Genomic DNA, 25,635 nt, shown 5'->3' with positions numbered 1-25,635 from the left:
AACTATCTTGTCAGGGCGAATATCCGCAAGTCACGGGCGGTGCGGTTGCGGTAGGCGGTGTACGCCTCGGTGGTCTCCTCGAAGCGTTCGAAGATCGCCTGCTTGTGTTCCTCGTCGGCGACGAGGGTGGCGGTGACGGGCAGGTGCTGTCCGGCGATGGCGACTTCGGCGGCCGGGTTGGCGAGCAGGTTGGCGGTCCACGCGGGGTGGTGGGCCTGGCCGAAGTTGGAGCCGATCACGTACAGGGTGGCGCCGTCGTGGACGTAGAGCAGCGGGGTGGTGCGGGGTGCGCCGGACTTGCGCCCGATGGTGGTGAGCAGGATGACGGGCGCGCCGATCGGGCCGAGCACGGTGTATTTCCCGCCGGTGCGTTCGAGCATTCTGCGGTCGAGCGGGGTCAGTTTGCGGATGACCAGCGAACCGAGCTTGGTGGCGGCGAAGGGACTGGCCAGCCGGGACAGCAGGTTGGTGCGGGAACCCCAGATCCGTTCCGGGAACTGCTCACTCATACCGCGACTGTAGTGGCCCGTGACCGGCCGTGGCGGGGTCTGCGCCACGCGCCCGGGGCCCGGCGATGCGCTCCGGGCTTGCTCAGCGATCTATCTAGAGGAATGAATCAACCGCTCAGTCGGATTCTGGGGCGCATACTGGCGACACCCGGTGAGTTCGGATCGGGGGAGGCATGAACGTGGAACCGGCGATCGACTCGGGTGCCGTCGACGAGACCCGCTCCCTGCTGGCGTCGGCCGTCGCCGGATTCCAGGCCGCCTGGGAGGCGGCCGGAGCCCCGCCGAACCTGGCCGAATACCTGCCGCGCGCCCCCCAACTGCGCCGGGTCGCGTTGATCGAACTGATCAAGGTGGACCTCGAATACCGCTGGATCCGCTACGACTTCCCCAAACGCCTGGCCGAATACCGCGGCGAGTTCGACGAACTACGGTCCGGCCCACTGCCCCCGGACCTGGCCTACGAGGAGTTCCACGCGCTGCGCCGCTGCGGATTCGCCCTCGACGTCAGCGGCTATCCGACCGAGGCCGCCGCCACCGAATGGGCCGACCGCGACTACCGCAGCACCTTGATCGCCCGCCCGCAGGCCCAGCACGCGCTGGAGGGCATCGAGGTCGGCGACCGGGTCGATGATTTCGACCTGCTGGTGGAGCTGGGCGCGGGCGCCTTCGCCCGGGTCTTCCTGGCCCGGCAGCGGTCCATGCAACGCCTGGTGGCGGTGAAGATCTCGCAGAATCACGGCACCGAGTCCGAGACGCTGGCCCAGCTCGACCACGAGCACATCGTGCGCGTCTTCGACCAGCGGCTGCTCGCCGACCGGGAACTGAAACTGCTGTACATGCAATACCTTCCGGGCGGCACCCTGTCGAAGGTGCTGGCGCTGGTGCGTTCCCGTGAATGGGACGCCCGCGACGGCGGGATCCTGCTGGAGGCCGTGAACTCCGCCATGCGCGACAAGGGCGGCCTGGTTCCGGGCGAATCCGCCACCCGCGCCGCCCACATGGACCGCAACTGGCCGGAAACCGTTGCGTGGCTGGGCAGCCGACTGGCCCGGGCCCTGGACTACTCGTCCCGCAACGGCGTCCTGCACCGCGATATCAAGCCCGCGAATGTGCTGCTCACCGCGGACGGCAGCCCGAAACTGGCGGATTTCAACATCAGTTTCAGCCAGCACGTGGCGGGCACCAGCCCGCTGGCCTACTTCGGCGGTTCCCTGGCCTACATGTCCCCGGAGCAGTTGGCGGCCTGCCATCCGCAACTGCCGGAGACGGCGGAGGGGCTCGACGGCCGCAGCGACGTCTACGCGCTGGGGGTGGTGCTGTGGGAGCTGCTCACCGGCCGCCGCCCCTTCGACGACGAGACCCGCGCGGGTGACTCGGAGTCCTCGCTCGAACGCATGCTGCGGCTGCGCCGCCACCAGGTGGACCCCGCCCATCTCGAGGACCTGCCGCCCGACTGCCCGGCCGCGCTGCGCCGGATTCTGCTGAAATGCCTGGCCCCCGACCGCGACCAGCGCTGGGCCGACGGCGCCGCCCTGGCCCAGCAGCTGGAGATGTGCCTGGACGAGCGGGCCCGGGACCTGGTGGATCCGCCGGCGCACAGCTGGCGCGCCCGGGTCGGGCCGTGGTCGCTGCTGGCGTTGATCACGGTGGCCAGCCTGGCCGGCGACGCACTCGGGATGGCCTACGCCAACCTGCACAACCATCCGCTGTGGGCGTTGTGGTTCACGCCGGAGGAGCGGGCGCGTCTACAAGTGGTGGGCAACGGTCTGGTGCTGGTCTCCACGCCCGCGGCGATCGCGGTCACGAACTATCTGTGCCGCCGGGCCTTCATCGTGTGGCGCGGGTTGCGGCGCGGCCGCACCTACGATTCGGCGACGCTGTCGGCGGCCCGCCGGGACACCCTGCGCAACGGTGACCGGGTGGCGCTGCTGGCCTTCGCGTGGTGGCTGGTGGCGGCGGTGGTGTCGGCGGTGGCGTTGGTGCTCCTCACCGACCTGGAGCCCGGCCGGATCGCGAATCTGGTGGCGACACTGCTGGTTTCGGGGGCGATCGCGGTCGCCTATCCGTTCTTCGTGGTGAATTTCTTCATCGTGCGCTGCTTCTATCCGCGTCTGCTCACGCACGGCGAGACGGCCGCGGATCGGGACGCCTTGCGGGCGCTGCATCGCCGTTGCACCCGCTATCTCGCGGTGGCCGTGGCGATTCCGCTGCTGGGCGTGATCTCCAGCCTGATGTTCCTGGACACCGCGGAGGTGGCGCTGGTGCTGCTCCCGATCTACGGCCTGTGCATCGTGGGCGTGCTCGGTTTCCTCGGTGACTACTGGCTGTTCCGGCAGACCGAGGCCGATCTGCTGGCCTTCGAGCGGGCGGTCAGCTGAAGTACACCCAGCCGAAGATGATCATCCACATCAGCCCCACCGCGAGCCCGGCGACGGCGAACCCGCGGTCGTCGCGGCGCTCGGGTTCGACGGTCAGCGCGACCAGGCCGAGCACCACCGCCGGGACCGCGGTCAGCCCGCAGACGAAGCCGAACACCCCGAGCACGAACGCGGTGATGCCCATGCCTTTGGAGCGGGGGAGGGGCGGCGCGTAGAAGGCGGGATATCGCGGTGGCGCCGGAGTCACCGGCTGCCACGGCAATCCGGTCATCACCCGGTCGATTTCGCCGCAGGTCCGGGCATTGAGTGCGTGGCCGATGCGTTCGGACAATTCGTCGACGGTGATCCGCCCGGCCTGAAAGTTCTGTTTCAGCGCTTCGATCGCGTGTTCCCGATCGGCATCACCCGCGAGAAAATGCGCTGCCGCCCATTGAGGTTCCATCTGGTTCTCCATCGAACCCGAAGCCGATTATCACTGGATTCGAGCGTATTCCTCGTTTCCGGTGCGGGGCTCGAATCGAGACGGGGGACACACGGATCGGGCGTGGAGCGCGGAGCACCGCGGGGGGTCGGCGGCTTTGACGACCCGGGGCTGACTAGGCGTTGGTGCGGTCGGAATCCGCGTTCGTGTTCGCGGCGTGGAAGGCCGACACCTGGTTGACCAGGTTGGTGGTGGAGCTCTTCACGGCGAGTTTCACGAACGGCTCGATGGTCTTGCCGAGGATCTTGCCGGCCAGCCCGCCGGGAACCCGGTAGTCGACGATGGCGTCGATGGTGCAGGATTCGGCGCCCTTGTCGTGGAACAGGAAGGTGGATTCGATTTCGAATCCCTTGATGGACTTCACCGCGATGGCGTAGCCGGGCTCGTGCCGCACGATCTTGATCGTGGAATGCAGGGCGATCGGCCCGAGCTGGATGGTGCCGTCGAAAGTGGCGTCCACGCCTTCGATCTGCTCGGTGAGCGGGGTGAAGGCGCTGATCTCATTGATGAATTTCGGCAGGTGCCGGTAATCGTTGACATAGGCGAAGGCGGATTCGGCCGAGGCAGCGCAATCCGCGACGATCTTGACTTCTGTCATGCGCGCAACAGTAACGTGTTCTAGTTTTGTGCGCAGGTCTTGTGATGCAGACCATCTATGAGGCGGCACACCCGAATTCGGCCCTCGCGACCCAGGTCACGCCGTCACGGCGAGCGTCGCGGCCAACCCGAAGACTAGCGCCATCACCAGCACTTCCACAATCGCCCGCCGCAACGAGCCGTCCGCGGTCATCCGGTGCTCGGCCACCTTCGGCACCCAGCTGCGCCGCCACCACCAGCCCAGCGCGATCAACACGGCCACCAGGAGCGTCTTCGCCAGCAGAATCCGCCCGTACCCGGTGGTCACCATCGGGCTCACCCCGCCCAGCCGCACCAGCCCGTTCAGCAGACCGGTCACTGTCACCGTCACCACCAGCGGCAGCGCCCACACCGAATACCGCGGCAGCAGCGCCGCCCATTCGCCGCGGGACCGCACGGTCAGCGCCAGCGCCAGCAGCAGGCCGAACCAGCCGGCCGCCGCCAGCGCGTGCAGCGCCGCCAGCACCGAACCGAACGGCTGCTGCGACATGTGCCCGGTGATCGGCCGCAGCGCCAGCGTGACCGCGGTGAAGACCAGCACCAGATCCGCGGTGGCGCGGTCGGGCTGCCGGAACCCGAACGCGCTGTAGACCGCGACCACCCCGGTCCCGATGAGCAGCGCGATGCCGATCTGCCCGCCGCTCACGTGCGCGAGGTAGTCGCCGAACCCGGTGGCGCTCAGCCGCCGCGCCGGAATGCCCTGCACCTCAGCGGCTTCCAGCACCAGCATGGCGAATTCCAGTGCCGCCCAGACCGCGGCGAACACGGTGAGCGCCCGCCACCGCGGCGTCAGCCGATCCGACAGCCGCGGCAGCGCGGCCAGCCCGAGCACGGTTGCGCCCGCGCAGTCCGCGAGCACCCGGACCGGCGCCTCGGCCTGCACCGGGTCGTCGGCGGCCAGGATCCAGGCCAGTGCCGCACCGTCGAGGGCGACCGGGATGACCAGCAGCAGTAGCCATCTCAGCGAGGAGCTGCTCCCGCCGGTCGTCCCGCGCTCCCGGCGACGATCGGTGCGGTCGGGCCGGTTCACGTGCGCCGCTTGCCCCGTCCACCGAACAGGGCGAAGGCCAGGCCGCCGCCGAACAGCGCCACCGCGCACGCGATGAAGATCCACAGCGGCACGCCACCGTCGGACCCGCCGGACTTGGCTCCGGCATCGGACTTCGGGCCCGGAGTTCCGTTGCCCGCCTTGGTGAGCGTGAACGACCGGGTGCCGCTGACCGGGTGCCCGTCGGCCGAGGTGACCCGGTAGGCGATCTTGTACTCACCGACCGGACCCAGCTCGCCGACCTCGACGCTGATGGTCGCGCCGTCGACCTTGGGCTGCCCCTTCTGCCACAGATTGCCGTCCGGCCCGACCACCGTCATGGACGGGTAGGCGGGCTGCAGGCTCTCGTTGAAGGTGACGCTGACCGTGGCCGGCGAGGTGTCGATCTGCGCGCCGTTGTCCGGGGTGGAACCCACGACCGCCGAGTGCGCGTTGGCGACACCGCCGCCCAGCAGCGCGAACCCGGTCACCAGCAGGCCGGTGACCAGCCCGGCCAGCAGCTTGCGGGTCACGACCGCCGTCCTCGGATGACGCTGCCCAGGCCGAGGGCCGCGCCCAGCGCACCGAGCGCCAGGCCGATGCCGCCGAGCCAGCGGGCGGTGTTGTCGGTGGCCTTGTCGCCCTTGTCGGCGTCGGCCGCGGCGGGCGCGTCGTCATCGCCGCCGGTGCTCTTGGCCAGGGTGAGGCTGGGGGCCGGGTGCTCGGGCTCGCTGCCGTCGGCGTTCATCGGCTGGTTCCAGTCCACGACCTTGCCGTCGCTGTAGGTCTGGCTCGCGTTGAAGCTGACCTTCGACTGCTCGGGCAGCGGTCCCAGGGAGACCGCGAAGCGCTGGAACTGGCCGGGCGCCACGCCCGGGTTGCCCGGGTCGGCGGTCCAGGTGACCGACACGACCTGGCCCTGCGCGTTCTTCTCGACCTTGGAGCTCCAGCCCGCCAGCGGTTCGGTGCGAGCGCTCTTCAGGTTCGGCAGCGTCACCGAAACCTTGGTGGTGGAGGCGGTGTCGGACTCGGTCGGCACCCGGAAGGTCGCGACCGTGTAGCCCTTCTGGGTGGCGCCGGGGGCGTCCACCACCACGTGCGCGGAGGCTACGCCCGCGCCGAACAGCAGCAGCCCGGAGGCGGCCACGGAGGTGACCAGGGCACGCGAAACGGAGGTGTTCATGAATGTATTGCCTTCTCTGACAATGGTTACCGGAAGATAGGACGCGGAGTTACGCCGTCACCGGTGGTGCGCGCGGTGCGATCGCGCCCAGTGCGAGAAGGGTTTTCGAGACGGGAGAGTGGTGGGCCGGCCGAAGCCGGGCCACCCGGGCGGGCGGACCCGCCGGCCGGGTCAGCGCCACCCGTACCGCCCGCGAGATCAGCCCGTAGAGCCGCTCGGCGACCAGGATCAGGAAGGCGCACCCGGCGCCCGCCACCGCGTGCGCGAGCAGCATCGGCCCGTGCGCGGTGAATTCCATTGCCCGCGCGGCATGCCCGTGCTGCACCAGGCCGCTCAACGCCACATGGCAGGCGGGCTGTCCCGCCACCATGAGGATCGGCAGCGCGGCGGGCGGGCGGAGCGCGGCGGCCAGTGCGCCGAGCGCGGCGGCCGCCAGGATCAGCAGCATCAGCCCGGAGGTGCCCGGGTAGCCGCCGCCCGCGAATCCGTGCGCGCCGACCGCCAGGGCGGCCATGGCCACCCCGGCGAGTCCGCCGCGCACCGAGCTCATCGGGGAATCAGTTCACGCCGAGCCGGGCGAGCACATCGGCCTCGATGCCGGACAGCTCGTTGGAGATCGAGGCGTGCACGGCGCGGCGGCGCGGCACCGGCATCTGGGCCGCGGTGCGGACCGCCGCGGACAGGCTGTCGAGCCGGTCGCGACTGGCGGCCACGAACTTCTTGGTCTCGGTGTCTGGGGCCTTGGCCTCGATGTCGGTCAGCGTCGACTCCACGCCCGCGATCCGGGCCTGCAGCTTCGCGCCCGGCCCGGCGAACTCACCGAGCTGGTCCAGCCCGACGCCGAGCTGCTGGGCCCGGCGGGTGTCGAGCTGCCCGCGCACGAAGGTCGCGCCGCGGTAGGCGAGCGGGGCCAGCACCGGCACCAGGATCCGGGCCACGCCCAGGTACTTGCGCACCGAGGCGGCGCTGAAGGGGTCGCGTTCGGCGCGGGCGGCGACCTTCTGGGCCGCCTTCTCCTCGGCCTGCAGCTTGGCGATCTCGGCCTTGGCGACCTGCTTCTGCGTGCGCGCCTCGGTCCGGTTGCGCTTGCGCTCGTTGCGCGCGCCGAGCTTGGCCTCCATGCCGGCCTTGTGCTTGAGGGCTTTCGCCTCGGCTCGGCGGCTGACCCGCTTCTTGCGCTTGGTGAACAACCCCATTGATGGCCTCCGTCATGCTGGTTCGCCATGGCAGTACAGGGCCGGGGGAAATGCCTGTCCGCCCATGAAACGCAGTGTGGGATTCACCCTAACGGGTGGGTTCCCCGCACAGCGAGCGCCTTGCGGTTTCCGGGACCGGTGAGCGACCGAAAACAGGGCGGCCCGCCGACCCTGTCGGGGGTGGAGGCCATACTGACTGGCGTGTATTCGGGCATCGGTGACCATGGTGAGCGTGCGGCGTTCGTCGACGCTCGCGCTCTGATCGGGTGCCGGCACCGGCTTTTCCTGGACGCCACCCATCCGGGCGTGTTGACCGGAGTCGCCGAGGACGCCGGCGTGCAGCAGCGACGAGAAGCGGCCGCCGCGCACCGACTTCAGGTGCGGGACACGCTGGTCGCCGCCGCCCCCGAGCGCTGGACCGTGATCGATCCCAAGCAGCCCGCCACCGCCCGGGCCGCCGCCACCATGGCCGCCATGGCGGCCGGGGCCGAACGCATCTGGGGCGGGCTGCTGCCGCAGGAGGCCGACACCGGACGCCGCGGCGGCTGCGAAATCCTGTGGCGCGACGGCGATCGCGGCGGGTATCGCCCGGTCATCGTGGTGAACCACAAGGTGACCGATCCCCGCCAGCCCGACCCGGCCGACCACCACCCGCTGACCAGCGACCTCTACGACTGGAATCCGCAGCGGGACAGGCACGTCCGCACCCGGCCGCAGCCTCGCGACATCCAGCGCCTCGCGCACCTGTACCGCATGCTGCAGCGGCACGGCCTGGCCAGCCCGAGCCTGACCGGCGGCGCCATCGGCTACCACTTCGACCGCATCCTGGTCCACGACCTGGCCCCGCTGCTGGACGACTACGACCTGCGCTACGCCGACCGCATCGCGGTGGTGCGCGGCGAACTCCCCACCGTCCCTTCGAAAGTCCCCGAGTGCCGCCAGTGCCCCTGGTTCAACCGGGCCCCCGAGGAGGGCGGCCGCAGCTGTGAGCAGTGGCTGGTCGAGCATCGCGACGTCAGCCTGGTCGCGCCCGGTTCGCGCGCGGAGGCGCTGCGCCGCCACGGCGTCGAGACCATCGACGAGCTGGCCGCCTGGAGTGGCGACGATCCCGACGACTGGCAGTACGAGCCGTTCACCGAGGCCGTGGTCACCGCCCGTGCCTGGGCCACCGGCGCGCCCCTGGTCCGCCGGGTGGAGCGGGTGCGGGTGACCCGCGCCGACGTCGAGGTGGACGTGGACCTGGAGAGCTTCCAGGAGCACGGCGCCTACCTGTGGGGCACCCTGCTCGACGGCGTCTACCGCCCCTTCGTCACCTGGGATCCGCTGCCCACCGAGGACGAGGGCCGCTCCTTCGCCGAGTTCTGGACCTGGCTCATGCAGGTCCGCGCCCAGGCCGCCGCCGACGGCAAAACCTTTGCCGCCTACTGCTATTCGCGCACCGCCGAGGACAAGTGGCTCTACGAGTCGGCGCGCCGGTTCGCGGGCCGCCCCGGCATCCCCACCGAGCGGGAGGTGCAGCGGTTCGTCGACGGCCCGCAGTGGGTGGACATGTTCCAGGCGGTGTCGGAGCAGTTCATCTGCCCGAACGGCAAGGGACTCAAGAAGATCGCCCCGGTCGCCGGCTTCCACTGGCGCGACGCCGAGGCCGGGGGCGAGGCGTCGATGGCCTGGTATCGCCTGGCCGTCGCCTACGAGGGCGGCGAGCCCGACCTGTCGCAACGCACCCGCATCTTCGAATACAACGAGGACGACTGCCGCGCCACCCAGGTGCTGCGGGACTGGATGACCGACCGCGCCGATGCGGAGGTTCCGTCCATCGCCGACTTCGACCGTCGTAATATCGCGTCGTGACCGAACACGTCGAACACCTGGAGTTTCAGGCCGAGACCCATCAGCTCCTGGAGCTGATGATCCACTCGGTGTATTCGAACAAGGACACCTTCCTGCGGGAGTTGGTCTCCAATGCCTCCGACGCGCTGGACAAGCTGCGCCTGGAGACCTTCCGCGACAAGGACCTGCACGCCGACACCTCGGATCTGCACATCGAGCTCGAGGTGGATCGCGACAACCGCGTGCTCACCGTGCGTGACAATGGCATCGGCATGTCGCGGGCGGAGGTGGTCGACCTGATCGGCACCCTCGCCAAGTCGGGCACCGCCGCGCTGCGCAAACAGCTGCTCGAGGCCGCCGCTGCCAAGAATGGTGGGGCCGGCGACCAGCAGGCCGAGGAGCTGATCGGCCAGTTCGGCATCGGCTTCTACTCGACCTTCATGGTGGCCGACAAGGTCACCCTGACCACCCGCAAGGCCGGCGAAACCACCGGCACCCGTTGGGAATCCGCGGCCGGCAGCCCCACCTACTCGATTGCGGAACTCGACGACGCCCCGCAGGGCACCGCGGTGTCGCTGCACCTGATGGCGGCCGACGAGGACGATCACCTCTTCGACTACACGCAGGAGTGGAAGCTCCGCGAAATCGTCAAGAAGTACTCGGATTTCATCGCCTGGCCGGTCCGCATGGACGTCGAGCGCACCGTCATGGAGGGTGAGGGCGAGGACAAGGTCGAGCAGACCATTGTCGAGACCCAGACCCTGAACTCCCAGAAGGCGCTGTGGACCCGCCCGCGCAGCGAGGTCACCGACGAGGAGTACAAGGAGTTCTACAAGCACGTCGCGCACGCCTGGGACGATCCGCTCGAGATCATCCCGATGAAGGCCGAGGGCACCTTCGAATATCAAGCGCTGCTGTTCATTCCCTCGCACGCGCCGTTCGACCTGTTCACCCGCGAGCACAAGCGCGGCGTGCAGCTGTACGTGCGCCGGGTGTTCATCATGGACAACTGCGAAGAGCTGATGCCGGAGTATCTGCGCTTCGTCAAGGGCGTGGTCGACGCGCAGGACCTGTCGCTCAATGTGTCCCGCGAGATCCTGCAGCAGGACCGGCAGATCCAGATGATCCGCAAGCGCCTGGTGAAGAAGGTGCTGTCCACGGTCAAGGATCTGAAGAACGCCGAGGATCAGACCAAGTACCAGGAGTTCTGGCGCGAGTTCGGACGAGTCCTCAAGGAGGGCTTGCTCTCCGACCAGGACAATCGCGAAACCATCCTGGGCGTCTCGTCGTTCGCGTCCACGCATTCCGACACCGAGCTGACCTCGCTGGCCTCCTATGTCGAGCGGATGCCGGAAACCCAGTCGGCGATCTACTACATGACCGGCGAGTCCCGTCAGCAGATCGAGAACTCGCCGCACATGGAGGCGCTGCTGGCCAAGGGCCTCGAGGTGCTGGTGCTGACCGACCCGGTCGACGAGATGTGGGTCGGTTCGGTCACCGAGTTCGAGGGCAAGCCCATCGTCTCGATCGCCAAGGGCGAGGTCGATCTCGAGACCGAGGACGAGAAGAAGGCCTCCGAGCAGCTGCGCGAACAGCAGGAGAAGGACTTCTCCGGTGTCACCGGCTGGCTGCGGGGCGTGCTCGACGCGGAGGTGAAGGAGGTGCGTCTGACCAACCGGCTCACCACCTCTCCGGCCTGCATCGTCGGTGACGTCTTCGACTTCACGCCGATGCTGGAGCGCATGTATCGCGCCTCCGGACAGGAACTTCCGCACAGCAAGCGCATCCTCGAACTGAACCCGGATCATCCGCTGGTGACGGGTTTGCGCGACGCGTACGCGAAGGTGTCCGGCGACGACGAGAAGCCGGTCGAACTCACCGAGACCGCCGAATTGCTGTACGGCACCGCGGTTCTCGCCGAGGGCGGCGAGCTGAAGGATCCGGCGCATTTTGCTCGGGTGCTCGCGGATCGGCTCACCCGCACGCTCTGACCAGCGGAAATTGGTCATATCGAAGCCTTGCGCGGTGTGATGCCGCGCATGTCTTCGGGAATGTCGGGAACTTGCGGCCGAGACGTGCGTTGAACGTCTTGGTCGTAAGTTTTTCGTGTTCGTGTTCTACATGCTCGCGCGGAACAGTGTGCGGGCGTTGCTTCACCTTGCCAGGCAAGTTGCAAGCCGCCTTCTGATCGACCCCGGGTACCGCAGCCGCGGACCCACGCACCACAAGAAACACCTCGTCAGGAGAAGGTAATGGTTCAGGGCACCGTCAAGTGGTTCAACGCGGAGAAGGGCTACGGCTTCATCGCCCGCGAGGACGGCCCGGATGTGTTCGTCCACTACTCGGAGATCGAAGGCAACGGCTACAAGCAGCTCGAAGAGGGCCAGTCCGTGTCGTTCGAGATCACCGAGGGCAAGAAGGGCCCCCAGGCGGCCGCTGTTCGTCCGCACTAGGGAGGCTGCGGGTTTCCCGCCACCCACTTCGTAATAACAAGGCCCGCACCGGAATCCGGTGCGGGCCTTGTTCTGCATGGGGGTTCGAGGGCAAGGCCCCCGAGACCCAGCGTCAGCGCGGAGCCATGCGGAGGGCGCCGTCCATGCGGATGGTCTCGCCGTTGAGGTAGTCGTGCTCGGTGATGTACTGCGCGAGCTGCGCGTACTCGTCCGGGCGGCCCAGTCGGGACGGGAACGGCACGCCGGACTCCAGGCCCTTGCGGTATTCCTCGGTGACGCCGGCGAGCATCGGGGTGTCGATGATGCCGGGGGCGATGGTGTTCACCCGGATTCCGAACTGCGCGAGGTCACGCGCGGCCGGAATGGTCATGCCCGCGACGCCGCCCTTGGAGGCGGAGTAGGCGATCTGCCCGATCTGGCCCTCGAAGGCCGCGACCGAGGCGGTGTTGATGATGACGCCGCGCTGGCCGTACTCGTCGACCGGATCGGTCTTGGCGATGGCGTCGGCGGCCAGGCGCATGACGTTGAAGGAGCCGAGCAGGTTCACGGTGATGACCGTGCGGAACAGCTCGAGGTCGTGCGGGCCGTTCTTGGACAGGATGCGTCCCGCCCAGCCCACACCGGCGCAGTTGACGACAATGCGCAGCGGCACACCGGATTCCACGACCGTGGCGACCGCGGCGGCCACCTCGTCACCGCTGGTGACATCGGTCGGGATGAGGGTGACGCCGGCGGGGACGCTGTCGCCCGCACGCTCGATGGACTGAGCCAGATCCAGGCCGAACACGGTCGCGCCGGCGTCGGCGAGACGCTTGGCGGTGGCCGCACCCAGACCGGACGCACCTCCGGTGACGATGGCGGCGGAGCCCGAAATCTCCACGGTTTGGTCCTCTCGACAGTGGACGGCCCTCTCGCTGGCCATCCGTCAATAGGCACCCTAGCGGGACTGTGCGCGGGCCTACACAAGAGGCTCACCAGATTTACGAACATGGGTGTTCGTCTAAGTGGTAGTTTCGCATACATGAACGCCAGCACGGCCGGTCATCGCCGTGGTCTCCGTCGCCGGACCCCGCGCGTAGCCGGCAAACGCATCCTGATCACCGGCGCGGCCCGCGGCATCGGCGCCGCCCTGGCCCGGCAGCTGCACGCGCACGGCGCGCACGTCGCCCTGCTCGGCATCGAGGAGATGCTGCTGGCCCAGGTCGCGGCCGAATGCGGCGACGCGCCCTGGCGGTACTGCGACATCGGCGACCCCGCCCAGGTGGAGCGGGTGGTGAACTCGCTGACCGCCGAACTGGGCGGGCTGGACGCGGTGGTGTGCAATGCCGGCATCGCCCGGCAGCTGTCGCTGCTCAGCGGCGACCCGACGGTGCTCGAGGAAACCCTCACCGTCAATGTCCTGGGCGTCTACTACACGCTGCGCGCCGCCGGACCCCACCTCGCGCACGCCAACGGGTACGTGCTGCTGATCTCCTCGCTGGCCGCCGCCATCCACCTGCCCCTGGCCGGGGCCTACAGCGCCTCCAAGGCCGCGGTCGAGGCGCTGGGCGACACCCTGCGCATCGAATTGCGCCACACCGGAGCCAAAGTCGGCATGGCCTACTTCGCCGAACTCGACACCGAGATGACCAGCCGCGGTTTCGGCACCGAGGCCGCCCGCAGCATTCTGGGCCGCTCCACCGTCTCCGGCGTGGCCCCGCTCGGCCCGGCCATCGACGCCTGCGAACGGGCGCTGGCCCGCCGCTCCCGCCGCATCGTCTCGCCCTACTGGGTGAGCATGGCGCTGTGGTGCCGCCCGCTCACCCAGCACCTGATCGACTTCTCGCTGCGCCGCGGTGTAGCGGGCGGACTGGCCATCGCCGATACAGAACCAACGGGGTTCACCACCGAGCAACCGGCCCGGCCCCGCAGAATGAGAAAGCTCGCCTGAACGACCGAGGCCACCTGGAGTCCCGCGTATGACCGAATCGGCAACCCGCCAACTGCCCCGTGGCCGGCACGGCCTGCCCCGGGAGACCGTGGTGGCCGCCCAGCGCGACCGCATCCTGGCCGCCATGGCCGAGGCGATGGCCGAGAACGGTTATGTCGGAACGCCGGTGGCCGCGGTCATCAAACGCGCGGGGGTTTCCCGTGAAACCTTCTACGAGCAATTCCGTTCCAAGGAGGACTGTTTCGAGGCCGCCTACGAGCGGGCCGCGGAACTCATGCTGACCGGCATCCTGGCCGCCACGGGCGCCGAGTTCGACGGCGAGACCCGGACCGAGCGGATGGAACGGCTGCTCGGCGCCTATCTGGAGGCGCTGGCCGCGCAACCCGCGTACGCCCGGGTGTTCCTGGTCGAGGTGTACGCCGTGGGCCCGGAGGCCATCGCGCGGCGCACGCATCTGCAGGAAACCTTCGTGGCCATGGTCGCCGATGTGCTCGGCGCGGAATCCGAGTCGCAGCGCTTCGCCTGTCAGACCCTGGTCGCGGCGCTGAGCTCGATGGTCACCGCCCGCATCGCGGTCGGCGACCCGGACGGGCTGCGCGAATTGCGCGGGCCGCTACTGGACCTCGTGCGGCGCAGCGGGAATCTGTTCGGCGACATCGTGGTCGAGGACTGAAGCCGGGATCGCGGCGCGACGGCGCAGCAGGAGCAGGACGGCGCCGGCGAGCGCGGGCAGCGCCAGCGACAGCAGTGCGGCAAGCGGCGTACCCAAGCCGTGCGCGAACGCCTCCAGCAGGGTGAGCGCACCGAAGTACAGGAACAGCAGGCCCGAGCAGACCGCGATGATCCGCTCCGGAATGTGCTTGCCGACGGTCACGCCGATCACGATGGCCAGCCCGCCCGCGGCCACCATGCCCACGACCGAGCCGATCCACACCGCGACCCAGTTGTTGTTGGTGGCCAGGGCCATGGTGGCGAACATGGTGCGGTCACCGAGCTCGGCCAGCAGGAACGCCGACAGCACCACCAGGAACGCGGACCGCGACATCGTCTGTGGCGCGGCCTCGTCACCCTCGTCCGAGGAGTTCGACAGGGACTCGCGCAGCGTCCACAGGCCGACGCCGATCAGCGTGGCGGCCGCGAACAGCGAGATGACTCCGGTCGGCAGGGCCGCGCCGAGGAAATGGCCGACGCCGACCGCGATCAGGTTCACCAGCACGCTCGCGACGGTGATCCCGGACAGCACCACCCACCAGTGGTAGCGCAGCGCGAAGGTCAGGGCCATGAGTTGCGATTTGTCGCCCAGTTCGGCGAGGAACAGCACGCCGAAACTCAGCAATACCGTGGCGATCATGAAGGTCAGCTCCCAGGTCTCCGGCCTGTCGGCTGAATGCGGGGACGCTTCAGCCGACACCGCACCGGTAAATCGGTTTGGTTCTTTCGGCCGAAGGTCTCGCCCACCGGGGTGGTGCTCGATGCACGATTCCGGTCCACGCGCCGGATCCGGGAAGGATCAGTATGTCGACGGCGTGATTGGGGGCTACTCCCCTTCGCTCGGGGCAATGCTACTCCGGCAAACCCGACGCATGCAAATGACCGTCGCCCAAATCGCAATGCGCACAAGAAGTTTGGCGATACTGCCGAAAGGTTTCGGGTACCCTTACGCGGCCAGCAGCATGGCCAGAACCGCGGTGTCGGGATCGCTGATCGGATCCACCCCCACCCGCGAAACCATCGAGGTCACCGCACCGTCGGAGTCGGTCTCCACCCAGGCCGCGCGATGTTCCAGCCCCAGATGCGGCACGCCCGGCAGCAACAGACAGCCCGAGGCCGCGCCCGAGCACTCGGGCAGCGAGGGCCGGGTCTCGCGCGGCGGATGCAACATGATCAACGCCGGTGGCACATGTCCGGCAAACATGCCGGGCTGCAACGCTTCCGTCCCCAGTACGGGCCCCTCGGCGATCACCAGCCCCACCATCGCCGGATCCGGGTCCTCGGGCAGCTCCTCGCGCGCCCCGAAGACCGTCGAGGTGGGCAGCAGCCCCGGCAATCCGGCCACCCGCACGGCCAGTACCAGCAACTGCGCCCATTCCTTGGTGGAGTCCGGCCAGCGCCCGGAGATCACGAATCCTTGCAGCGAACCATGGGCCTGGAAGGGCATGACGCCGACCTGACCACTCATGATGTGCCTCCCGAACTTCCCAGGGGGCGGCTGTGCCCGGTGTTGCTGTTGGGAACACCAGGTTGTACCCGAAGCCATCTGGCACACAAGTACCAAAGAGTGCTAGCACCCGGCCCCCGGAAATGCGAAAGCCCGCGAACCATCGGGTTCGCGGGCTTCCGGGTACGACAGGTCCCCGTCCATCGGGGGTGTGGGGGCGTAGCCCCAGGCATCAGCCGAAGATCAGGCCCTTGCCCTGCGCGACGGCCTTGCCGTAGCGGTCCTGAATCTCGGCCCAGTTGACGACGTTCCAGAACGCCTTCACGTAGTCGGCCTTGACGTTCTTGTACTGCAGGTAGAAGGCGTGCTCCCACATGTCCAGGCCGAGCAGCGGGATGATGCCGAGCGGCACGTTGCCCTGCTGGTCGGTGAGCTGGAAGGTGAGCAGCTTGTTGCCGAGGGTGTCGTAGCCCAGCCAGGCCCAGCCCGAGCCCTGCAGGCCGTTGGCGGCCGCGGAGAACTGCGCGACGAACTTGTCGAAGGAGCCGAACTCCTCGTCGATGGCCGAGGCCAGGTCGCCGACCGGCTTGTCGCCGCCGTCCTTGGACAGGCTCTTCCACCAGATGGAGTGGTTCACGTGGCCACCGAGGTGGAACGCGAGGTTCTTCTCGTTGAGGAAGATGGCGGCGTGGTCGTCCTTGGCCCGCGCTTCTTCCAGCTTCTCGAGGGCGGCGTTGACGCCCGCGACGTAGGCGGCGTGGTGCTTGGTGTGGTGGATCTCGTTGATCTGCCCGGAGATGAAGGGCTCCAGGGCGCTGTAGTCGTAATCGAGTTCTGGCAACGTGTAAACAGCCACGATGTCCCTTTCCGTGTCGGCGGCCGCGTGCCCTCGGCGTGATCCGAGGCGCACCCAACCATCATTCGTACACCCGCCTGTTCGCAACCGGGCTGCGTGCCCCCGCATTCCGGCCCAGATATATGTTCCACGGGTCCCGTAGCATCGAGTCATGTCGTGGTACGACGAGTTCGTCGGTCGCTTGCGACTGCCGGAGCCGACGATGGTGACACCCGAGCAAGCCCTGCCCGGTCGTGCGGAACCACTGGTAGTCCCCGACAAGCACTATCTCACTGGGCATCCCCTCAAACCCCCCTTCCCGCCGGACACGCGGTTCGCGGTGCTGGCCATGGGCTGCTTCTGGGGTGCGGAGAAGGGCTTCTGGGAGCTGGAGGGTGTGTACAGCACGGCCGTGGGTTACGCGGGCGGCTACACCCCGAATCCGACGTACGAGGAGGCGTGTTCGGGTCGCACCGGGCATGCCGAATCGGTGCTGGTGGTGTTCGATCCGCAGGTCATCGACTACGCGGGTGTCCTGCGGCAGTTCTGGGAGAACCACGACCCGACCCAGTCCATGCGGCAGGGCAACGACCGCGGCACCCAATACCGTTCGGCCGTCTATACCTTTGACGACGAGCAGTTCGAGGTCGCAGTCGAGACCAAGGGCGTCTATCAGGAACGCTTGAGCGCGGCCGGTTTCGGGGAGATCGTCACCGAGATCGCCCCGCTGCCGGACCTTTCCGCGTTCTACTACGCCGAGGGCTATCACCAGCAGTACCTGGCGAAGAACCCCGGCGGCTATTGCCCCGACCACGGGACGGGCGTGAGCTGCGCGATCGACCTGGGCGCGTAGGGTGCCGGCCCTACGCGCGCCGCGCCGGTTACAGCGGCGGGACGACGTCGGGCCGCAGGGTGCGCGGGTCGCCCGCGTCGTGCGCCTGCCACCAGCGCACGCCGCCGGCGATGAACTCCCGCAACGGGATCGGGTTGCCCTGCTTGTCGGTGACCTCGGCGTCGTCGAACCACACGCGGACGTCGAGTTCGCGCGGGTCGATGCCTTCCTCCTGGGAGAACTCCATGAGGTGGGCGGCGGGTTCGTCGCGCAGGCTGGTGTCGAAGCTGAGCAGTTTGCGCCACTGGCTCCAGGACGCGTCGCTCAGGTCGAGGAAGTCCCAGCCGTGCAGTGCGCCGCCGCCGAAGCTGTTGACGGCGTCGTGCAGGCCGTCGATGGTGAGCGGGAGCACAATGGGCTCCAGGTCGTCCCAGCGCTGGCGGCGCAGGGAGGCGGCGACCCGGCTGACCCCGAGCAGGGTCAGGTAGATGTCGAAGTGGGCGGGTGGTGGCCCGTCGGCGGGCAGGGTCAGGACGTCCAATTCCAGCCGCAGCTTGGCCGCAGCGGGATCGACGTCGATGCCGAGGCAGGTCGCCTCCGATAGTGCGAAGTTGAGTCCCTTGATGTTCAGGCCGTCCAGTAGCCCCCTGCTCACAGTCATAGCGTCAGGCTACCGATCTTGCCTGGCCGGACCCAGGATTTCCGCTTTTCTCTAGTTATGTCGTCTTTTTCCGGTGCGAATGGAACCACGGGCCCACCTGCGCCGTCAGACTGAATGAGGCCTTCTGAGACAGGCCCACGGGTCGGCCGCTCCGGAACGGGGAGGGGACTTCCGGATCGGCCGACCCGGACGAATCAGTCGTCTATCAACCTGTGGATCAGGTTGTGGATTATGTGGATAACTCCCGAAACCAACCCTGTGCAGGTACGGAACTCCACAGCCCACCCGCCCGCGTGGCAGGATCGAAACCGTGACGAACCCCCACGTGCCCTCGGTGCCGATCGACGCGGTGCCGGCGGAATTCGACGCCGCCGACGGCTGGGGTTCCACCGCGCCCGCGCCCGCCCAGCTCCTCGACGTCCGCGAGGACGACGAGTGGCAGCTCGGCCGCGCGCCCGGCGCCCTGCACATCCCCATGACCGATGTTCCCGCCCGGCTCGACGATCTGGATATCGACGCGGAGATCTACGTGATCTGCCGGCAGGGCGGCCGGTCCATCGCTGTGGTGGAGTTTCTGAACCAGATCGGCTACGAGGCCGTCAATGTCTCGGGAGGCATGGTGGCCTGGCAGCAGACCGGTCGCCCGCTCACCGGTGACGGTCCCGAGCCGAAGATCTACTAGGCGCGGAGAGGTGGAGCGATGAACGGGGGACAGGTGGGCCGATCGCGAACCGCCGTCGTGCAGCCGTGCGCCCGCTGCGGCGCACGCTGGGCGGTTCAGGGCAAACCGTTGCACTGGTGCCCGCGCTGTCACGGCGTGTTGCTCTCGCCCGCCCCGGTCGACGCGCCCGCCGACCGCCGCAACTACCGCTGGGTGGCCCGCCCGCCCGGCCGCAAAGCCTCCGCGTCCCAGCCCGTCCGGCGGACCGGCACCGCGGAGACGCCGCGCTACCACCAGATTCCGCGCTGGGGGCTGCAGGATCGGCCCGCGGCGCCGGCGGCGGAGACCTACCGCCCGCTGGCCGCCTGGACCGACCGCCTCGAGCAGCTGCTGGTCGCGACGGCCGTGGTGTTCCTGGTGGCGGCGGTGGCCGAGCTGGGCCGCTACGGAATCCTGTTGCGCAACCGCACCCGGCTGATCCAGCCCTGGCTGTTGTGGATCTCCGATGCGGCCGTGACCGTTTCGGCGGTGCTGGCGCTGGCGCTGGCGCTGATGTCGGCGGTGGCACTGGTCGGCTGGCTCGCTGAGACACGCCGCGTCGCGTATGCGAATGTCGGCGAGTCGGATTCGCGGTCGCTGTTCACGCTGGTGCTCGGCTGTGTGGTGCCGATCGCGAACCTGATCTGGCCGGGCATCTTCCTGACCGAGGCGGCGCGCCGGACCGGTGACGGCGATCCGCGGCTGCTGCGGGCGGTCCGGATCTGGTGGGCGGCCTGGCTGCTCAACGCGGTGCTGGTGCTGGTGGCGCTGATCTACCGGTTCGCGAATTCGCTGCAGGTGCAGGCGGACGGAGTGCTGCTCGCGATGTGGACGGATGTGGTGGCGGCCGGCGTCGCGGTGGCCTCGCTCGGGCTGGTGCGCGACTTCGCGGGCCTGGATCTGCGCGGCCGTCCGAAGACGCTGCGGCGCTGGGTGATCGCGACCGGCCCGGTGCGCCCGGTGATCGAACCCGTGCGCCGCGCGCCCGTCGCCGCGATCAGGGATGATGCTGTCGTCGGGGCTGATGCTCCGGCTGTGGACGACGCTGCGGTCGAAGACCGGGCAGGGGCGTCCGCGGACGCCGGGCAACAGGAGGTAGTGGCGAAGTGAGCCGGGCCAGTCGCGCGCCGTTCGTGGTAGCGCACCGGGGGGCGTCCGCGGCGCGACCCGAACACACTCTCGCCGCCTATGATCTGGCCCTGCAGGAGGGCGCCGACGGTGTCGAATGCGATATCCGGCTGACCCGTGACGGGCATCTGGTCTGTGTGCACGACCGCACGGTGGAACGCACCTCGAACGGTGTCGGCGCGGTCAGTGAGATGACCCTCGAGGAGCTGAAGGCCCTGAACTTCGGCACCGAGGCCGAACCCGAGGGCGTGCTCACCCTGCGGGAGCTGATCGAGCTGGTGCTGGACTGGAAGAGCCGTCCCACCAAGCTGTTCATCGAAACCAAGCATCCGGTCCGCTACGGCGCGCTGGTGGAGACCACCCTGCTCGAGGAGCTCACCCGCTACGGCATCGGCGCTCCGGCGTCCGCGGATCACTCGCGCGCCGTGGTCATGTCGTTCGCGGCGACCGCCGTCTGGCGCATCCGCCGCGCGGCCCCGCTGCTCCCGACCGTCCTGCTGGGCGAGTCCTCCCTCTACCTCTCCGGCGGCGCCGCCCACACGGTCGGCGCGACCGCCATCGGCCCGTCCGTCCGCACCCTGCGCGAACACCCCGATCTGGTCGACAAGGCCGCCGCCGCGGGCCGCGCTACCTACGTCTGGACCTGCGACGACCCCGAGGACATCCAGCTCTGCGCCGACCTCGGCGTCGACTGGGTCGCCACCAACCACCCCGCCCGCACCAAGGCGGTGCTCACCACAGCGTGAGCGCGCGCCTCGGCGATTCGCAGACCCTGTAGGTTTTGCATTCATGGGTAAGAGCAAGCGCAACAGTCCGAAGCCGGACTCCAATCGGGCGCAGAAGCTGGCCGCCCGCCGTGCCGAGCAGGAGGCGGCGGCGCAGACCGTGACGCGGCCCTTCGAGGGCGTGGCCGCCGAATGCGATCTGGTCGCGCTACGGGAGTTCGTGCCGTCGGCGACCGCGGTCTTGAAGCTGGCGCCGGGTGTCGCCGCCGAGCGCGAGGTCACCCTCGCCACCGTGCTCCCGGGTGCGGTCGCCGCGCTGGTGCGCGCCGGTGACGAGCCGGTCGGTTTCGTTGGCACGCAGGTGCAGTTCCAGTCCGCCGATCCCGCAGCGGATCTGGCCGCCGCCATCCTGTGGACCCAGTCCGCCACCCCGGGCGAGTCGCTCGCCACCGCGAGCGGCGGCGGCGCGCCGCTGACCGAGGTGATGGATCCGAGTGCGGCCCTGGACATCACCGTGCACCAGGACTTCAACTGGTGGGTGCCCGCGGGCGTCACGCCGGACCCGCAGGTGGCCGCCACCATCGAGCAGGCCAATCAGGCCATCATGCCGTCGGCCCGCCTGGCGCTCGGCGACGCCATCGGCGCGGCCTGGTGGGTCGACGCCGGCGAGAAGGCGCACATCCGCTGGGTGCGGCCCGAGGACGAGGACCAGCTGATGCTGGCGCTGGCCCGCCTGCACGCCGCCGGCGACCTGCACCTGGGCGAGGGTTCCCGCTTCGCGGGCTCGTTCCGCACCCACGGCCTGCTGGTGCCGGTCTTCGACCTGGACCCCGAGCGGCACGCGTCCGAATGGGAAGCTCCCGCACGCGAATTCGGCGCCAAGCTGGAGGCCGCGTTGAAGTCGGACGCCCCGCTGACCTCCGACGAGCGTCGTTCCCGCGACGGACTGCGGTCGCGCCAGGTCACCCTGCGCTGATCGCAGCCCGGACAGCAACAGGCCCGGTCCTCGGTGAGGACCGGGCCTGTGCCGTCTATCCACCGGACGGGACCGAATCATGGTCGGCCCCACGGGTTATTACAGTGAGCCGCCCGCGGCGTGCGGGGCGCCGGAGGCGTCCTTCGGGGCGCTCATCTCACGCTGCACGAAGTTCTCCAGGTCGAACAGGTTCGCGCTGGCCCGCTCGGCGACGGTGAGCAGGGTCTTCATGGTGGCGACCTCTTCGACCTGTTCCTTGAGGAACCACTGCATGAACTGCTCGCCCTGGTAGTCGCCCTCTTCGCGGGCGGTCTTGGCGAGCTGCACGATCTGGTCGGTGACCGCTTGTTCCTGGGCAACGGCCAAGGCGATCGGCTCCTTCGCGTTCGCGAAGTGCGAAGTGGCGGATTCGATTCCGGGCATCTCGACGCTGATGTCCTGATCGATCAGGTACTGCGCGATCATCATCGCGTGATTGCGCTCTTCCACGGCCTGCTTGTAGAAATACTTGGCCAGGACCGGAAGATCGGCATTGTCGAACCACAATGCGACCGCCATGTACTGGTGTTCGGCATTGAATTCGTTGCGGATCTGATCCTGCAGCAGAGCCTGGAACTTGCTGCGCTTGGTCTGGGTTCGGGTGGACATGCGGAAGACATTAATCCTGGTCAAACCGCGTGTCATCCAAGTGCAACCTTATTGAGCACAGCCTTATTGAGGCAAGTATTGCCTAATTCGAGCTAGCTTCCGACGGTGGTGATCAAGTCCGCCGGTATCTGCTGATCCTTGGCCAGGGCGTCGAAGAACGCGCTCGCTTTCGTCTTGTCCCAGAGCAGCACATTGCCGCTGCCGGAGACATTTTCGAATCCGCCGACCGGCACCGTCGTGGTGATCGGATCATCGTTGAGCGCATTGCCGAGGCTCGCCAGATTCCAGACGTGCGCGCCGTTGTCGACCTTCAACGCGGAGGTGAGATCCCGTACCAGCGGCCAGGATCGGAACGGATTGGCCAGCGTGGCCGGACCCGCGGCCTTCTTCAACAGGGCGCTGAGGAATTTGCGCTGGTTGAGCATGCGATCCAGATCGGCGCGCGGGGTGGCGCGGGAACGCACGAAACCCAGTGCGTCCGGTCCGTTCAGCGTCTGACAGCCGGCCGGCAGATCGATACCCGCCAAGGGGTCTTTCATCGGCGTATCCAGGCACATGTCGATGCCGCCGACCGCGTCCACGATATTGGCGAAGCCGCCGAATCCGATCTGCACGTAGTGGTCGAGGTGCACGCCGGTCGCGACTTCCACGGTCTGGGCCAGCAATTTCGCGCCGCCGACCGAGAATGCGGCATTGAGCTTGTCCTTGCCGACGCCCGGGATATTCACATAGGAGTCGCGCGGCAGGCTGACCAGTGTGGGCCGCCCCGATTTCGGGATGTGGACCAGGATGACGGTGTCGGTGCGCTCGCCCTCGACATCGGATCCGGTGGACAGCTGATCTTCCTGGGCCTGGGACAGTCCCGCACGGCTGTCGGAACCGACCAGAAGCCAATTCGTCCCGGGCGTGTCGCCGATCCGGCCGGAGTAGTTCGCGAGCGCGTCGATCCGGGTCAGATGGGTGTCGACATAGATGGCCGCGGCGATCGGCAGCAGCAGGAGCACCACCAGCAGCGACAGGATCCAGCGGAACCAGTGCCGTTTACGCCGGGGCCGGGAGCCGCGCGGCGGACGGTCACCACCGCCGCTGCGCTTACCGGGGAGCGGCGGCGGGGGAGTGCGGGGCGGCGCTTCCCGGTGTGGAACCGGCTGCTGGGTCGGCGCATGTCCGGTGGGGCCACCGGGGCGGCCCTGCGGGTTCCCGGAGCGTTCCCGGGCGGGCGGCATCCGATCGCCCTGCGGCGGAACCCGATTGCCCGGCGGCGGCATCCGATTCCCGGGCGGCCGCTGTCGCGGGTCCGGGTTCCGGGGCGGCGGCACCTGCGAATACGCCAGGGCCTGACCGGATTCATCGCGTCGGATCACCTGGGTTGGTTCTATCCGCGGCCGGTCGTCGTTAACGGGCCGGTCGAAGTCCCGCGACCGATCGGGCGCGGGCTGTCGCGGCGGTGAAGGCCGCTGCGGTTGCCCGGGATTCGCCATCGGCTGTTGCGGGTGCGGCGGGCGCTCGCCCCGGTGGCCCGGCGGCGGCTCCCGGCGCATCCGTGCAAAGTGCTGGGGGTCGTCGCCGTTCATTACTGGAAACAGTACCGATCGGGGCGGCGGCGCGCCGCTTTCCGGCCGGATTCACGGCAGCCAGGAGACGTGTCCGCGCAGGAAGGCGTACCCGAGATAGGCGATGGTGTCGATCAGCGCGTGGGCGAGCAGCAGCGGCCAGAGCCGGTTGGTGCGCTGCCAGAAGCGCCCGAAGATCAATCCCATCACCAGGTTTCCGAGTCCGCCGCCCAGGCCTTGGTAGAGGTGATAGCTGCCACGCAGGAGCGCGGATGCGAGCAATGACCGATTCTCGGACCAGCCGAGCGCCCGCAGCCGGGAGATGAGGTACGCCACAACGAGCACTTCCTCGGCCGCCGAGTTCGCCCACGCGGCCAGGATCAGCATCGGCAGCCGCCACCAGTGTTCGAGCGAACTGGGCACGATGGTCACGCTCACGCCGAGCGCGTGGGCCGCCAGATACAGCCCCAGCCCGGGGATTCCGATCACCGCGGTGAGCGCCAGACCGGGCAGTACGTCCGCGCGCCACCGGAGTCGCCGCACCAGTCCGACGGCCTGTGGCGCGATCCCGCTGCGCCACAACAGGTAGATCCCCAGCGCCGCCCACCCGAGTAGTCGGGCCACGCTCAGCAGCTGGAACAGCAGGTCGATGGCCGACTGTGTCGCGCGCGAGGGATTCAGTGCGACGGTCTGCCCGCCCACCCCGCCGGGGGAGAGCGCGCTCTCCAGCAGTGACAACGCGGCATTGGCCCCGCTCAGCCCGAAGGTGACGACCAGGACGACCGCGATCTCGAGTTTGATCGCCCGCCGCCCCTGTTCGGACGATTCGGGCGCGGGCCACGCGGGTGCGGGATCAGCCGAAACCATGTCGCCAATCTAGGCGCGCGGAGCCGGGTCCATCCGTTTCGCGTGTCGGACGCGCGCTGCCCGGAATCGGCTGGTGCGCCGAAGCTTCGGCTCGGGCGTTGTCAGATTCGGTGCAGGCCGCCCTGAAAAGGGTTCCCGGCCAAGGCGTGTACGGCGCGGCTGAGTGATTCGATGTCGTGGGCCGGCGCGTCGAAGGGGATGCGGACGTCGTGGTCGGCGTCGATGGCTTCGATGCGGAGGGTGACGCCGTAGCGGTCGATGGCCAGCGGGTGGATGAGCGCGCCGCGGCGCAGGTTGTGCGGGAGCCGGCGGGCGAGGCGGTCCACCACGTCGGGGTGGTCGGCCTGAAGGTGTTGCAGCCAACCGGCTTCCATGGCGCAGAACGGGTCGGGCCGGGCGTCGCGGAGTTGTTCGCGGTCGACCGAGGCGGCGCCGGAGGTGTCGGCGACCACGGCGGAGTCGATGACCAGTCGCAGCAGGACGGCGGTGTGCCCGATGTCGAGCAGGTCCGGGTGCGGGTGGTCGGCGGCGATCGCGCCGGCCAGCGCGCGTTGCGCGGGCGCGGGCACCGCGTGTGCCCAGCCGCGCAGCCAGACCAGGGCGCGGACGCGTTCGCGCAGCGCCAGCGGGGCCTGGTCGGTGAGTTCGAGGACCGCCGGGGAGCCGTTGCCGCCGCAGCCGTGCACGAGTCCGGCGGCGGTGGAGTTCATCGGCACCGCCATCACCATGTCGCCGCACTGCCGCAGCAGGTGGACGGAGGTGGGCACGGGGTCGAGACCGGGCAGCGCCAGGACCGCGTTCTCGGCGTGCGAGCAGGCGCTGTGCACGCGTTCGGCGGTTGTGGGCGCGACGACCTGGGCCGCGTGCGTCATGGACACCTCCGGGGGATGAATTAGGTAAACCTAAGCTAAGTGACGTGGATCGCTCGC

Annotated in this window: 28 protein-coding genes; 11 read left to right on the top strand and 17 right to left on the bottom strand. The window is 68.8% G+C overall.

Features of this window, described 5'->3' with window-relative positions:
* Nucleotides 1-2: 2 nt before the first annotated feature.
* Nucleotides 3-509 carry a nitroreductase/quinone reductase family protein gene (locus tag ACYVKL_RS20690; RefSeq protein WP_357189665.1) on the bottom strand — a complete coding sequence of 169 codons (507 nt, stop codon included), beginning with the start codon at nucleotides 507-509 and terminating at the stop codon, nucleotides 3-5.
* 173 nt (nucleotides 510-682) lie between these two features.
* Between ACYVKL_RS20690 and ACYVKL_RS20685 the strand changes: the two genes are divergently transcribed.
* Nucleotides 683-2,887 (top strand): serine/threonine-protein kinase, encoded by a 2,205-nt coding sequence (locus ACYVKL_RS20685; RefSeq protein ID WP_379165376.1) that lies wholly within the window; start codon nucleotides 683-685, stop codon nucleotides 2,885-2,887.
* Here the strand turns inward: ACYVKL_RS20685 and ACYVKL_RS20680 are convergent.
* The 7 genes from ACYVKL_RS20680 to ACYVKL_RS20650 form a co-directional block, all read right to left on the bottom strand.
* Nucleotides 2,880-3,329, bottom strand: coding sequence for a DUF1707 and DUF4190 domain-containing protein (locus ACYVKL_RS20680; protein WP_379165375.1), 450 nt, complete (start codon nucleotides 3,327-3,329; stop codon nucleotides 2,880-2,882). The genes ACYVKL_RS20685 and ACYVKL_RS20680 overlap by 8 nt on opposite strands.
* A gap of 154 nt (nucleotides 3,330-3,483) precedes the next feature.
* Entirely contained in the window at nucleotides 3,484-3,966 is a 483-nt protein-coding gene (locus ACYVKL_RS20675; protein WP_213558704.1) for an SRPBCC family protein, read from the bottom strand.
* A gap of 96 nt (nucleotides 3,967-4,062) precedes the next feature.
* The gene (locus tag ACYVKL_RS20670; RefSeq protein WP_379165374.1) at nucleotides 4,063-5,034 is read right to left on the bottom strand and encodes a copper resistance D family protein; all 972 of its coding nucleotides are present in this window, start codon (nucleotides 5,032-5,034) and stop codon (nucleotides 4,063-4,065) included.
* Nucleotides 5,031-5,564: a copper resistance CopC family protein gene (locus ACYVKL_RS20665; protein ID WP_357189673.1), complete on the bottom strand. Its 534-nt coding sequence runs from the start codon at nucleotides 5,562-5,564 to the stop codon at nucleotides 5,031-5,033. The genes ACYVKL_RS20670 and ACYVKL_RS20665 overlap by 4 nt, the downstream gene beginning before the upstream one ends.
* The gene (locus ACYVKL_RS20660; RefSeq protein ID WP_379165373.1) at nucleotides 5,561-6,214 is read right to left on the bottom strand and encodes a YcnI family copper-binding membrane protein; all 654 of its coding nucleotides are present in this window, start codon (nucleotides 6,212-6,214) and stop codon (nucleotides 5,561-5,563) included. Before ACYVKL_RS20660 ends, ACYVKL_RS20665 begins: the two co-directional genes overlap by 4 nt.
* Nucleotides 6,215-6,263: 49 nt before the next feature.
* Nucleotides 6,264-6,764, bottom strand: a complete 501-nt coding sequence (locus ACYVKL_RS20655; RefSeq protein WP_379165372.1) for a hypothetical protein — start codon at nucleotides 6,762-6,764, stop codon at nucleotides 6,264-6,266.
* A 7-nt stretch (nucleotides 6,765-6,771) separates the two neighbouring features.
* On the bottom strand, nucleotides 6,772-7,410 hold the full coding sequence (locus ACYVKL_RS20650; RefSeq protein ID WP_213558709.1) for a DUF6474 family protein: 639 nt from the start codon (nucleotides 7,408-7,410) through the stop codon (nucleotides 6,772-6,774).
* A gap of 201 nt (nucleotides 7,411-7,611) precedes the next feature.
* Between ACYVKL_RS20650 and ACYVKL_RS20645 the strand changes: the two genes are divergently transcribed.
* The 3 genes from ACYVKL_RS20645 (at nucleotide 7,612) to ACYVKL_RS20635 (ending at nucleotide 11,693) form a co-directional block, all read left to right on the top strand.
* Nucleotides 7,612-9,261 carry a TM0106 family RecB-like putative nuclease gene (locus ACYVKL_RS20645; RefSeq protein ID WP_379165804.1) on the top strand — a complete coding sequence of 550 codons (1,650 nt, stop codon included), beginning with the start codon at nucleotides 7,612-7,614 and terminating at the stop codon, nucleotides 9,259-9,261.
* Complete coding sequence (htpG, locus tag ACYVKL_RS20640; protein WP_379165371.1) at nucleotides 9,258-11,231, top strand: molecular chaperone HtpG; 1,974 nt, start codon at nucleotides 9,258-9,260, stop codon at nucleotides 11,229-11,231. Before ACYVKL_RS20645 ends, htpG begins: the two co-directional genes overlap by 4 nt.
* 261 nt (nucleotides 11,232-11,492) lie before the next feature.
* The gene (locus tag ACYVKL_RS20635; RefSeq protein WP_157389420.1) at nucleotides 11,493-11,693 is read left to right on the top strand and encodes a cold-shock protein; all 201 of its coding nucleotides are present in this window, start codon (nucleotides 11,493-11,495) and stop codon (nucleotides 11,691-11,693) included.
* Between the two features lie 112 nt (nucleotides 11,694-11,805).
* Here ACYVKL_RS20635 and ACYVKL_RS20630 read toward each other — a convergent pair whose 3' ends face one another.
* The gene (locus tag ACYVKL_RS20630; RefSeq protein ID WP_357189684.1) at nucleotides 11,806-12,573 is read right to left on the bottom strand and encodes an SDR family NAD(P)-dependent oxidoreductase; all 768 of its coding nucleotides are present in this window, start codon (nucleotides 12,571-12,573) and stop codon (nucleotides 11,806-11,808) included.
* Nucleotides 12,574-12,714: 141 nt separating this feature from the next.
* On the opposite strand from ACYVKL_RS20630, the gene ACYVKL_RS20625 reads away from it, so the two are divergent.
* Nucleotides 12,715-13,623, top strand: a complete 909-nt coding sequence (locus ACYVKL_RS20625; RefSeq protein ID WP_379165370.1) for an SDR family NAD(P)-dependent oxidoreductase — start codon at nucleotides 12,715-12,717, stop codon at nucleotides 13,621-13,623.
* 28 nt (nucleotides 13,624-13,651) lie between these two features.
* Nucleotides 13,652-14,296, top strand: coding sequence for a TetR/AcrR family transcriptional regulator (locus ACYVKL_RS20620; protein ID WP_379165369.1), 645 nt, complete (start codon nucleotides 13,652-13,654; stop codon nucleotides 14,294-14,296).
* Here the strand turns inward: ACYVKL_RS20620 and ACYVKL_RS20615 are convergent.
* From ACYVKL_RS20615 to ACYVKL_RS20605, 3 genes are all read right to left on the bottom strand, one after another.
* Nucleotides 14,237-14,974, bottom strand: coding sequence for a TMEM165/GDT1 family protein (locus ACYVKL_RS20615; RefSeq protein WP_379165368.1), 738 nt, complete (start codon nucleotides 14,972-14,974; stop codon nucleotides 14,237-14,239). The genes ACYVKL_RS20620 and ACYVKL_RS20615 overlap by 60 nt on opposite strands.
* 306 nt (nucleotides 14,975-15,280) lie before the next feature.
* Nucleotides 15,281-15,802: a peptidase gene (locus ACYVKL_RS20610; protein ID WP_379165367.1), complete on the bottom strand. Its 522-nt coding sequence runs from the start codon at nucleotides 15,800-15,802 to the stop codon at nucleotides 15,281-15,283.
* Nucleotides 15,803-16,013: 211 nt separating this feature from the next.
* Nucleotides 16,014-16,637: a superoxide dismutase gene (locus tag ACYVKL_RS20605; RefSeq protein ID WP_379165366.1), complete on the bottom strand. Its 624-nt coding sequence runs from the start codon at nucleotides 16,635-16,637 to the stop codon at nucleotides 16,014-16,016.
* A gap of 151 nt (nucleotides 16,638-16,788) precedes the next feature.
* On the opposite strand from ACYVKL_RS20605, the gene msrA reads away from it, so the two are divergent.
* A complete protein-coding gene (msrA, locus tag ACYVKL_RS20600; RefSeq protein ID WP_379165365.1) occupies nucleotides 16,789-17,469 on the top strand; it encodes a peptide-methionine (S)-S-oxide reductase MsrA in 681 nt (226 codons plus the stop codon).
* A 28-nt stretch (nucleotides 17,470-17,497) separates the two neighbouring features.
* On the opposite strand, the gene ACYVKL_RS20595 is transcribed toward msrA, so the two are convergent.
* Nucleotides 17,498-18,109 carry a hypothetical protein gene (locus ACYVKL_RS20595; RefSeq protein ID WP_379165364.1) on the bottom strand — a complete coding sequence of 204 codons (612 nt, stop codon included), beginning with the start codon at nucleotides 18,107-18,109 and terminating at the stop codon, nucleotides 17,498-17,500.
* A gap of 310 nt (nucleotides 18,110-18,419) precedes the next feature.
* Between ACYVKL_RS20595 and ACYVKL_RS20590 the strand changes: the two genes are divergently transcribed.
* Genes ACYVKL_RS20590 through ACYVKL_RS20575 form a run of 4 tightly spaced genes read left to right on the top strand, consistent with a single transcriptional unit; the run spans nucleotide 18,420 to nucleotide 21,638 of the window.
* Nucleotides 18,420-18,791 carry a rhodanese-like domain-containing protein gene (locus ACYVKL_RS20590; RefSeq protein WP_379165363.1) on the top strand — a complete coding sequence of 124 codons (372 nt, stop codon included), beginning with the start codon at nucleotides 18,420-18,422 and terminating at the stop codon, nucleotides 18,789-18,791.
* Between the two features lie 18 nt (nucleotides 18,792-18,809).
* Nucleotides 18,810-19,919 (top strand): DUF4328 domain-containing protein, encoded by a 1,110-nt coding sequence (locus ACYVKL_RS20585; protein WP_379165362.1) that lies wholly within the window; start codon nucleotides 18,810-18,812, stop codon nucleotides 19,917-19,919.
* Nucleotides 19,916-20,683, top strand: coding sequence for a glycerophosphodiester phosphodiesterase (locus ACYVKL_RS20580; protein WP_379165361.1), 768 nt, complete (start codon nucleotides 19,916-19,918; stop codon nucleotides 20,681-20,683). The genes ACYVKL_RS20585 and ACYVKL_RS20580 overlap by 4 nt, the downstream gene beginning before the upstream one ends.
* 43 nt (nucleotides 20,684-20,726) lie before the next feature.
* A complete protein-coding gene (locus tag ACYVKL_RS20575) occupies nucleotides 20,727-21,638 on the top strand; it encodes a DUF5926 family protein (RefSeq protein ID WP_379165360.1) in 912 nt (303 codons plus the stop codon).
* Nucleotides 21,639-21,737: 99 nt separating this feature from the next.
* On the opposite strand, the gene ACYVKL_RS20570 is transcribed toward ACYVKL_RS20575, so the two are convergent.
* The 4 genes from ACYVKL_RS20570 to ACYVKL_RS20555 all read right to left on the bottom strand — a co-directional run bounded on the left by ACYVKL_RS20570 (nucleotide 21,738) and on the right by ACYVKL_RS20555 (nucleotide 25,578).
* Nucleotides 21,738-22,286 (bottom strand): ferritin, encoded by a 549-nt coding sequence (locus tag ACYVKL_RS20570; RefSeq protein WP_379165359.1) that lies wholly within the window; start codon nucleotides 22,284-22,286, stop codon nucleotides 21,738-21,740.
* 92 nt (nucleotides 22,287-22,378) lie between these two features.
* Nucleotides 22,379-23,554: an LCP family protein gene (locus tag ACYVKL_RS20565; protein ID WP_417629430.1), complete on the bottom strand. Its 1,176-nt coding sequence runs from the start codon at nucleotides 23,552-23,554 to the stop codon at nucleotides 22,379-22,381.
* Between the two features lie 357 nt (nucleotides 23,555-23,911).
* Nucleotides 23,912-24,706, bottom strand: coding sequence for a CPBP family intramembrane glutamic endopeptidase (locus ACYVKL_RS20560; RefSeq protein WP_379165357.1), 795 nt, complete (start codon nucleotides 24,704-24,706; stop codon nucleotides 23,912-23,914).
* A gap of 101 nt (nucleotides 24,707-24,807) precedes the next feature.
* Nucleotides 24,808-25,578, bottom strand: coding sequence for a DUF2470 domain-containing protein (locus ACYVKL_RS20555; protein ID WP_379165356.1), 771 nt, complete (start codon nucleotides 25,576-25,578; stop codon nucleotides 24,808-24,810).
* Nucleotides 25,579-25,635 lie beyond the last annotated feature (57 nt).

It is taken from the genome of Nocardia tengchongensis (assembly GCF_054781395.1).
Note: the sequence above shows the minus strand (reverse complement) of the source record. Positions and strands in the feature narration are given on the sequence as shown.

What these genes read in the sequence shown, in the direction of transcription:
- ACYVKL_RS20675 (WP_213558704.1), bottom strand. Translation starts at nt 3,966, where the DNA reads ATGACAGAAGTCAAGATCGTCGCGGATTGCGCTGCCTCGGCCGAATCC.
- ACYVKL_RS20615 (WP_379165368.1), bottom strand. Translation starts at nt 14,974, where the DNA reads ATGATCGCCACGGTATTGCTGAGTTTCGGCGTGCTGTTCCTCGCCGAA.
- ACYVKL_RS20680 (WP_379165375.1), bottom strand. Translation starts at nt 3,329, where the DNA reads ATGGAACCTCAATGGGCGGCAGCGCATTTTCTCGCGGGTGATGCCGAT.
- ACYVKL_RS20595 (WP_379165364.1), bottom strand. Translation starts at nt 18,109, where the DNA reads ATGACTGTGAGCAGGGGGCTACTGGACGGCCTGAACATCAAGGGACTC.
- ACYVKL_RS20570 (WP_379165359.1), bottom strand. Translation starts at nt 22,286, where the DNA reads ATGTCCACCCGAACCCAGACCAAGCGCAGCAAGTTCCAGGCTCTGCTG.
- ACYVKL_RS20625 (WP_379165370.1), top strand. Translation starts at nt 12,715, where the DNA reads ATGAACGCCAGCACGGCCGGTCATCGCCGTGGTCTCCGTCGCCGGACC.
- ACYVKL_RS20620 (WP_379165369.1), top strand. Translation starts at nt 13,652, where the DNA reads ATGACCGAATCGGCAACCCGCCAACTGCCCCGTGGCCGGCACGGCCTG.
- ACYVKL_RS20685 (WP_379165376.1), top strand. Translation starts at nt 683, where the DNA reads ATGAACGTGGAACCGGCGATCGACTCGGGTGCCGTCGACGAGACCCGC.
- ACYVKL_RS20650 (WP_213558709.1), bottom strand. Translation starts at nt 7,410, where the DNA reads ATGGGGTTGTTCACCAAGCGCAAGAAGCGGGTCAGCCGCCGAGCCGAG.
- ACYVKL_RS20660 (WP_379165373.1), bottom strand. Translation starts at nt 6,214, where the DNA reads ATGAACACCTCCGTTTCGCGTGCCCTGGTCACCTCCGTGGCCGCCTCC.
- ACYVKL_RS20690 (WP_357189665.1), bottom strand. Translation starts at nt 509, where the DNA reads ATGAGTGAGCAGTTCCCGGAACGGATCTGGGGTTCCCGCACCAACCTG.
- msrA (WP_379165365.1), top strand. Translation starts at nt 16,789, where the DNA reads ATGTCGTGGTACGACGAGTTCGTCGGTCGCTTGCGACTGCCGGAGCCG.
- ACYVKL_RS20555 (WP_379165356.1), bottom strand. Translation starts at nt 25,578, where the DNA reads ATGACGCACGCGGCCCAGGTCGTCGCGCCCACAACCGCCGAACGCGTG.
- ACYVKL_RS20565 (WP_417629430.1), bottom strand. Translation starts at nt 23,554, where the DNA reads ATGCCGCCGCCGGGCAATCGGGTTCCGCCGCAGGGCGATCGGATGCCG.
- ACYVKL_RS20575 (WP_379165360.1), top strand. Translation starts at nt 20,727, where the DNA reads ATGGGTAAGAGCAAGCGCAACAGTCCGAAGCCGGACTCCAATCGGGCG.
- ACYVKL_RS20655 (WP_379165372.1), bottom strand. Translation starts at nt 6,764, where the DNA reads ATGAGCTCGGTGCGCGGCGGACTCGCCGGGGTGGCCATGGCCGCCCTG.
- ACYVKL_RS20585 (WP_379165362.1), top strand. Translation starts at nt 18,810, where the DNA reads ATGAACGGGGGACAGGTGGGCCGATCGCGAACCGCCGTCGTGCAGCCG.
- ACYVKL_RS20560 (WP_379165357.1), bottom strand. Translation starts at nt 24,706, where the DNA reads ATGGTTTCGGCTGATCCCGCACCCGCGTGGCCCGCGCCCGAATCGTCC.
- ACYVKL_RS20635 (WP_157389420.1), top strand. Translation starts at nt 11,493, where the DNA reads ATGGTTCAGGGCACCGTCAAGTGGTTCAACGCGGAGAAGGGCTACGGC.
- ACYVKL_RS20610 (WP_379165367.1), bottom strand. Translation starts at nt 15,802, where the DNA reads ATGAGTGGTCAGGTCGGCGTCATGCCCTTCCAGGCCCATGGTTCGCTG.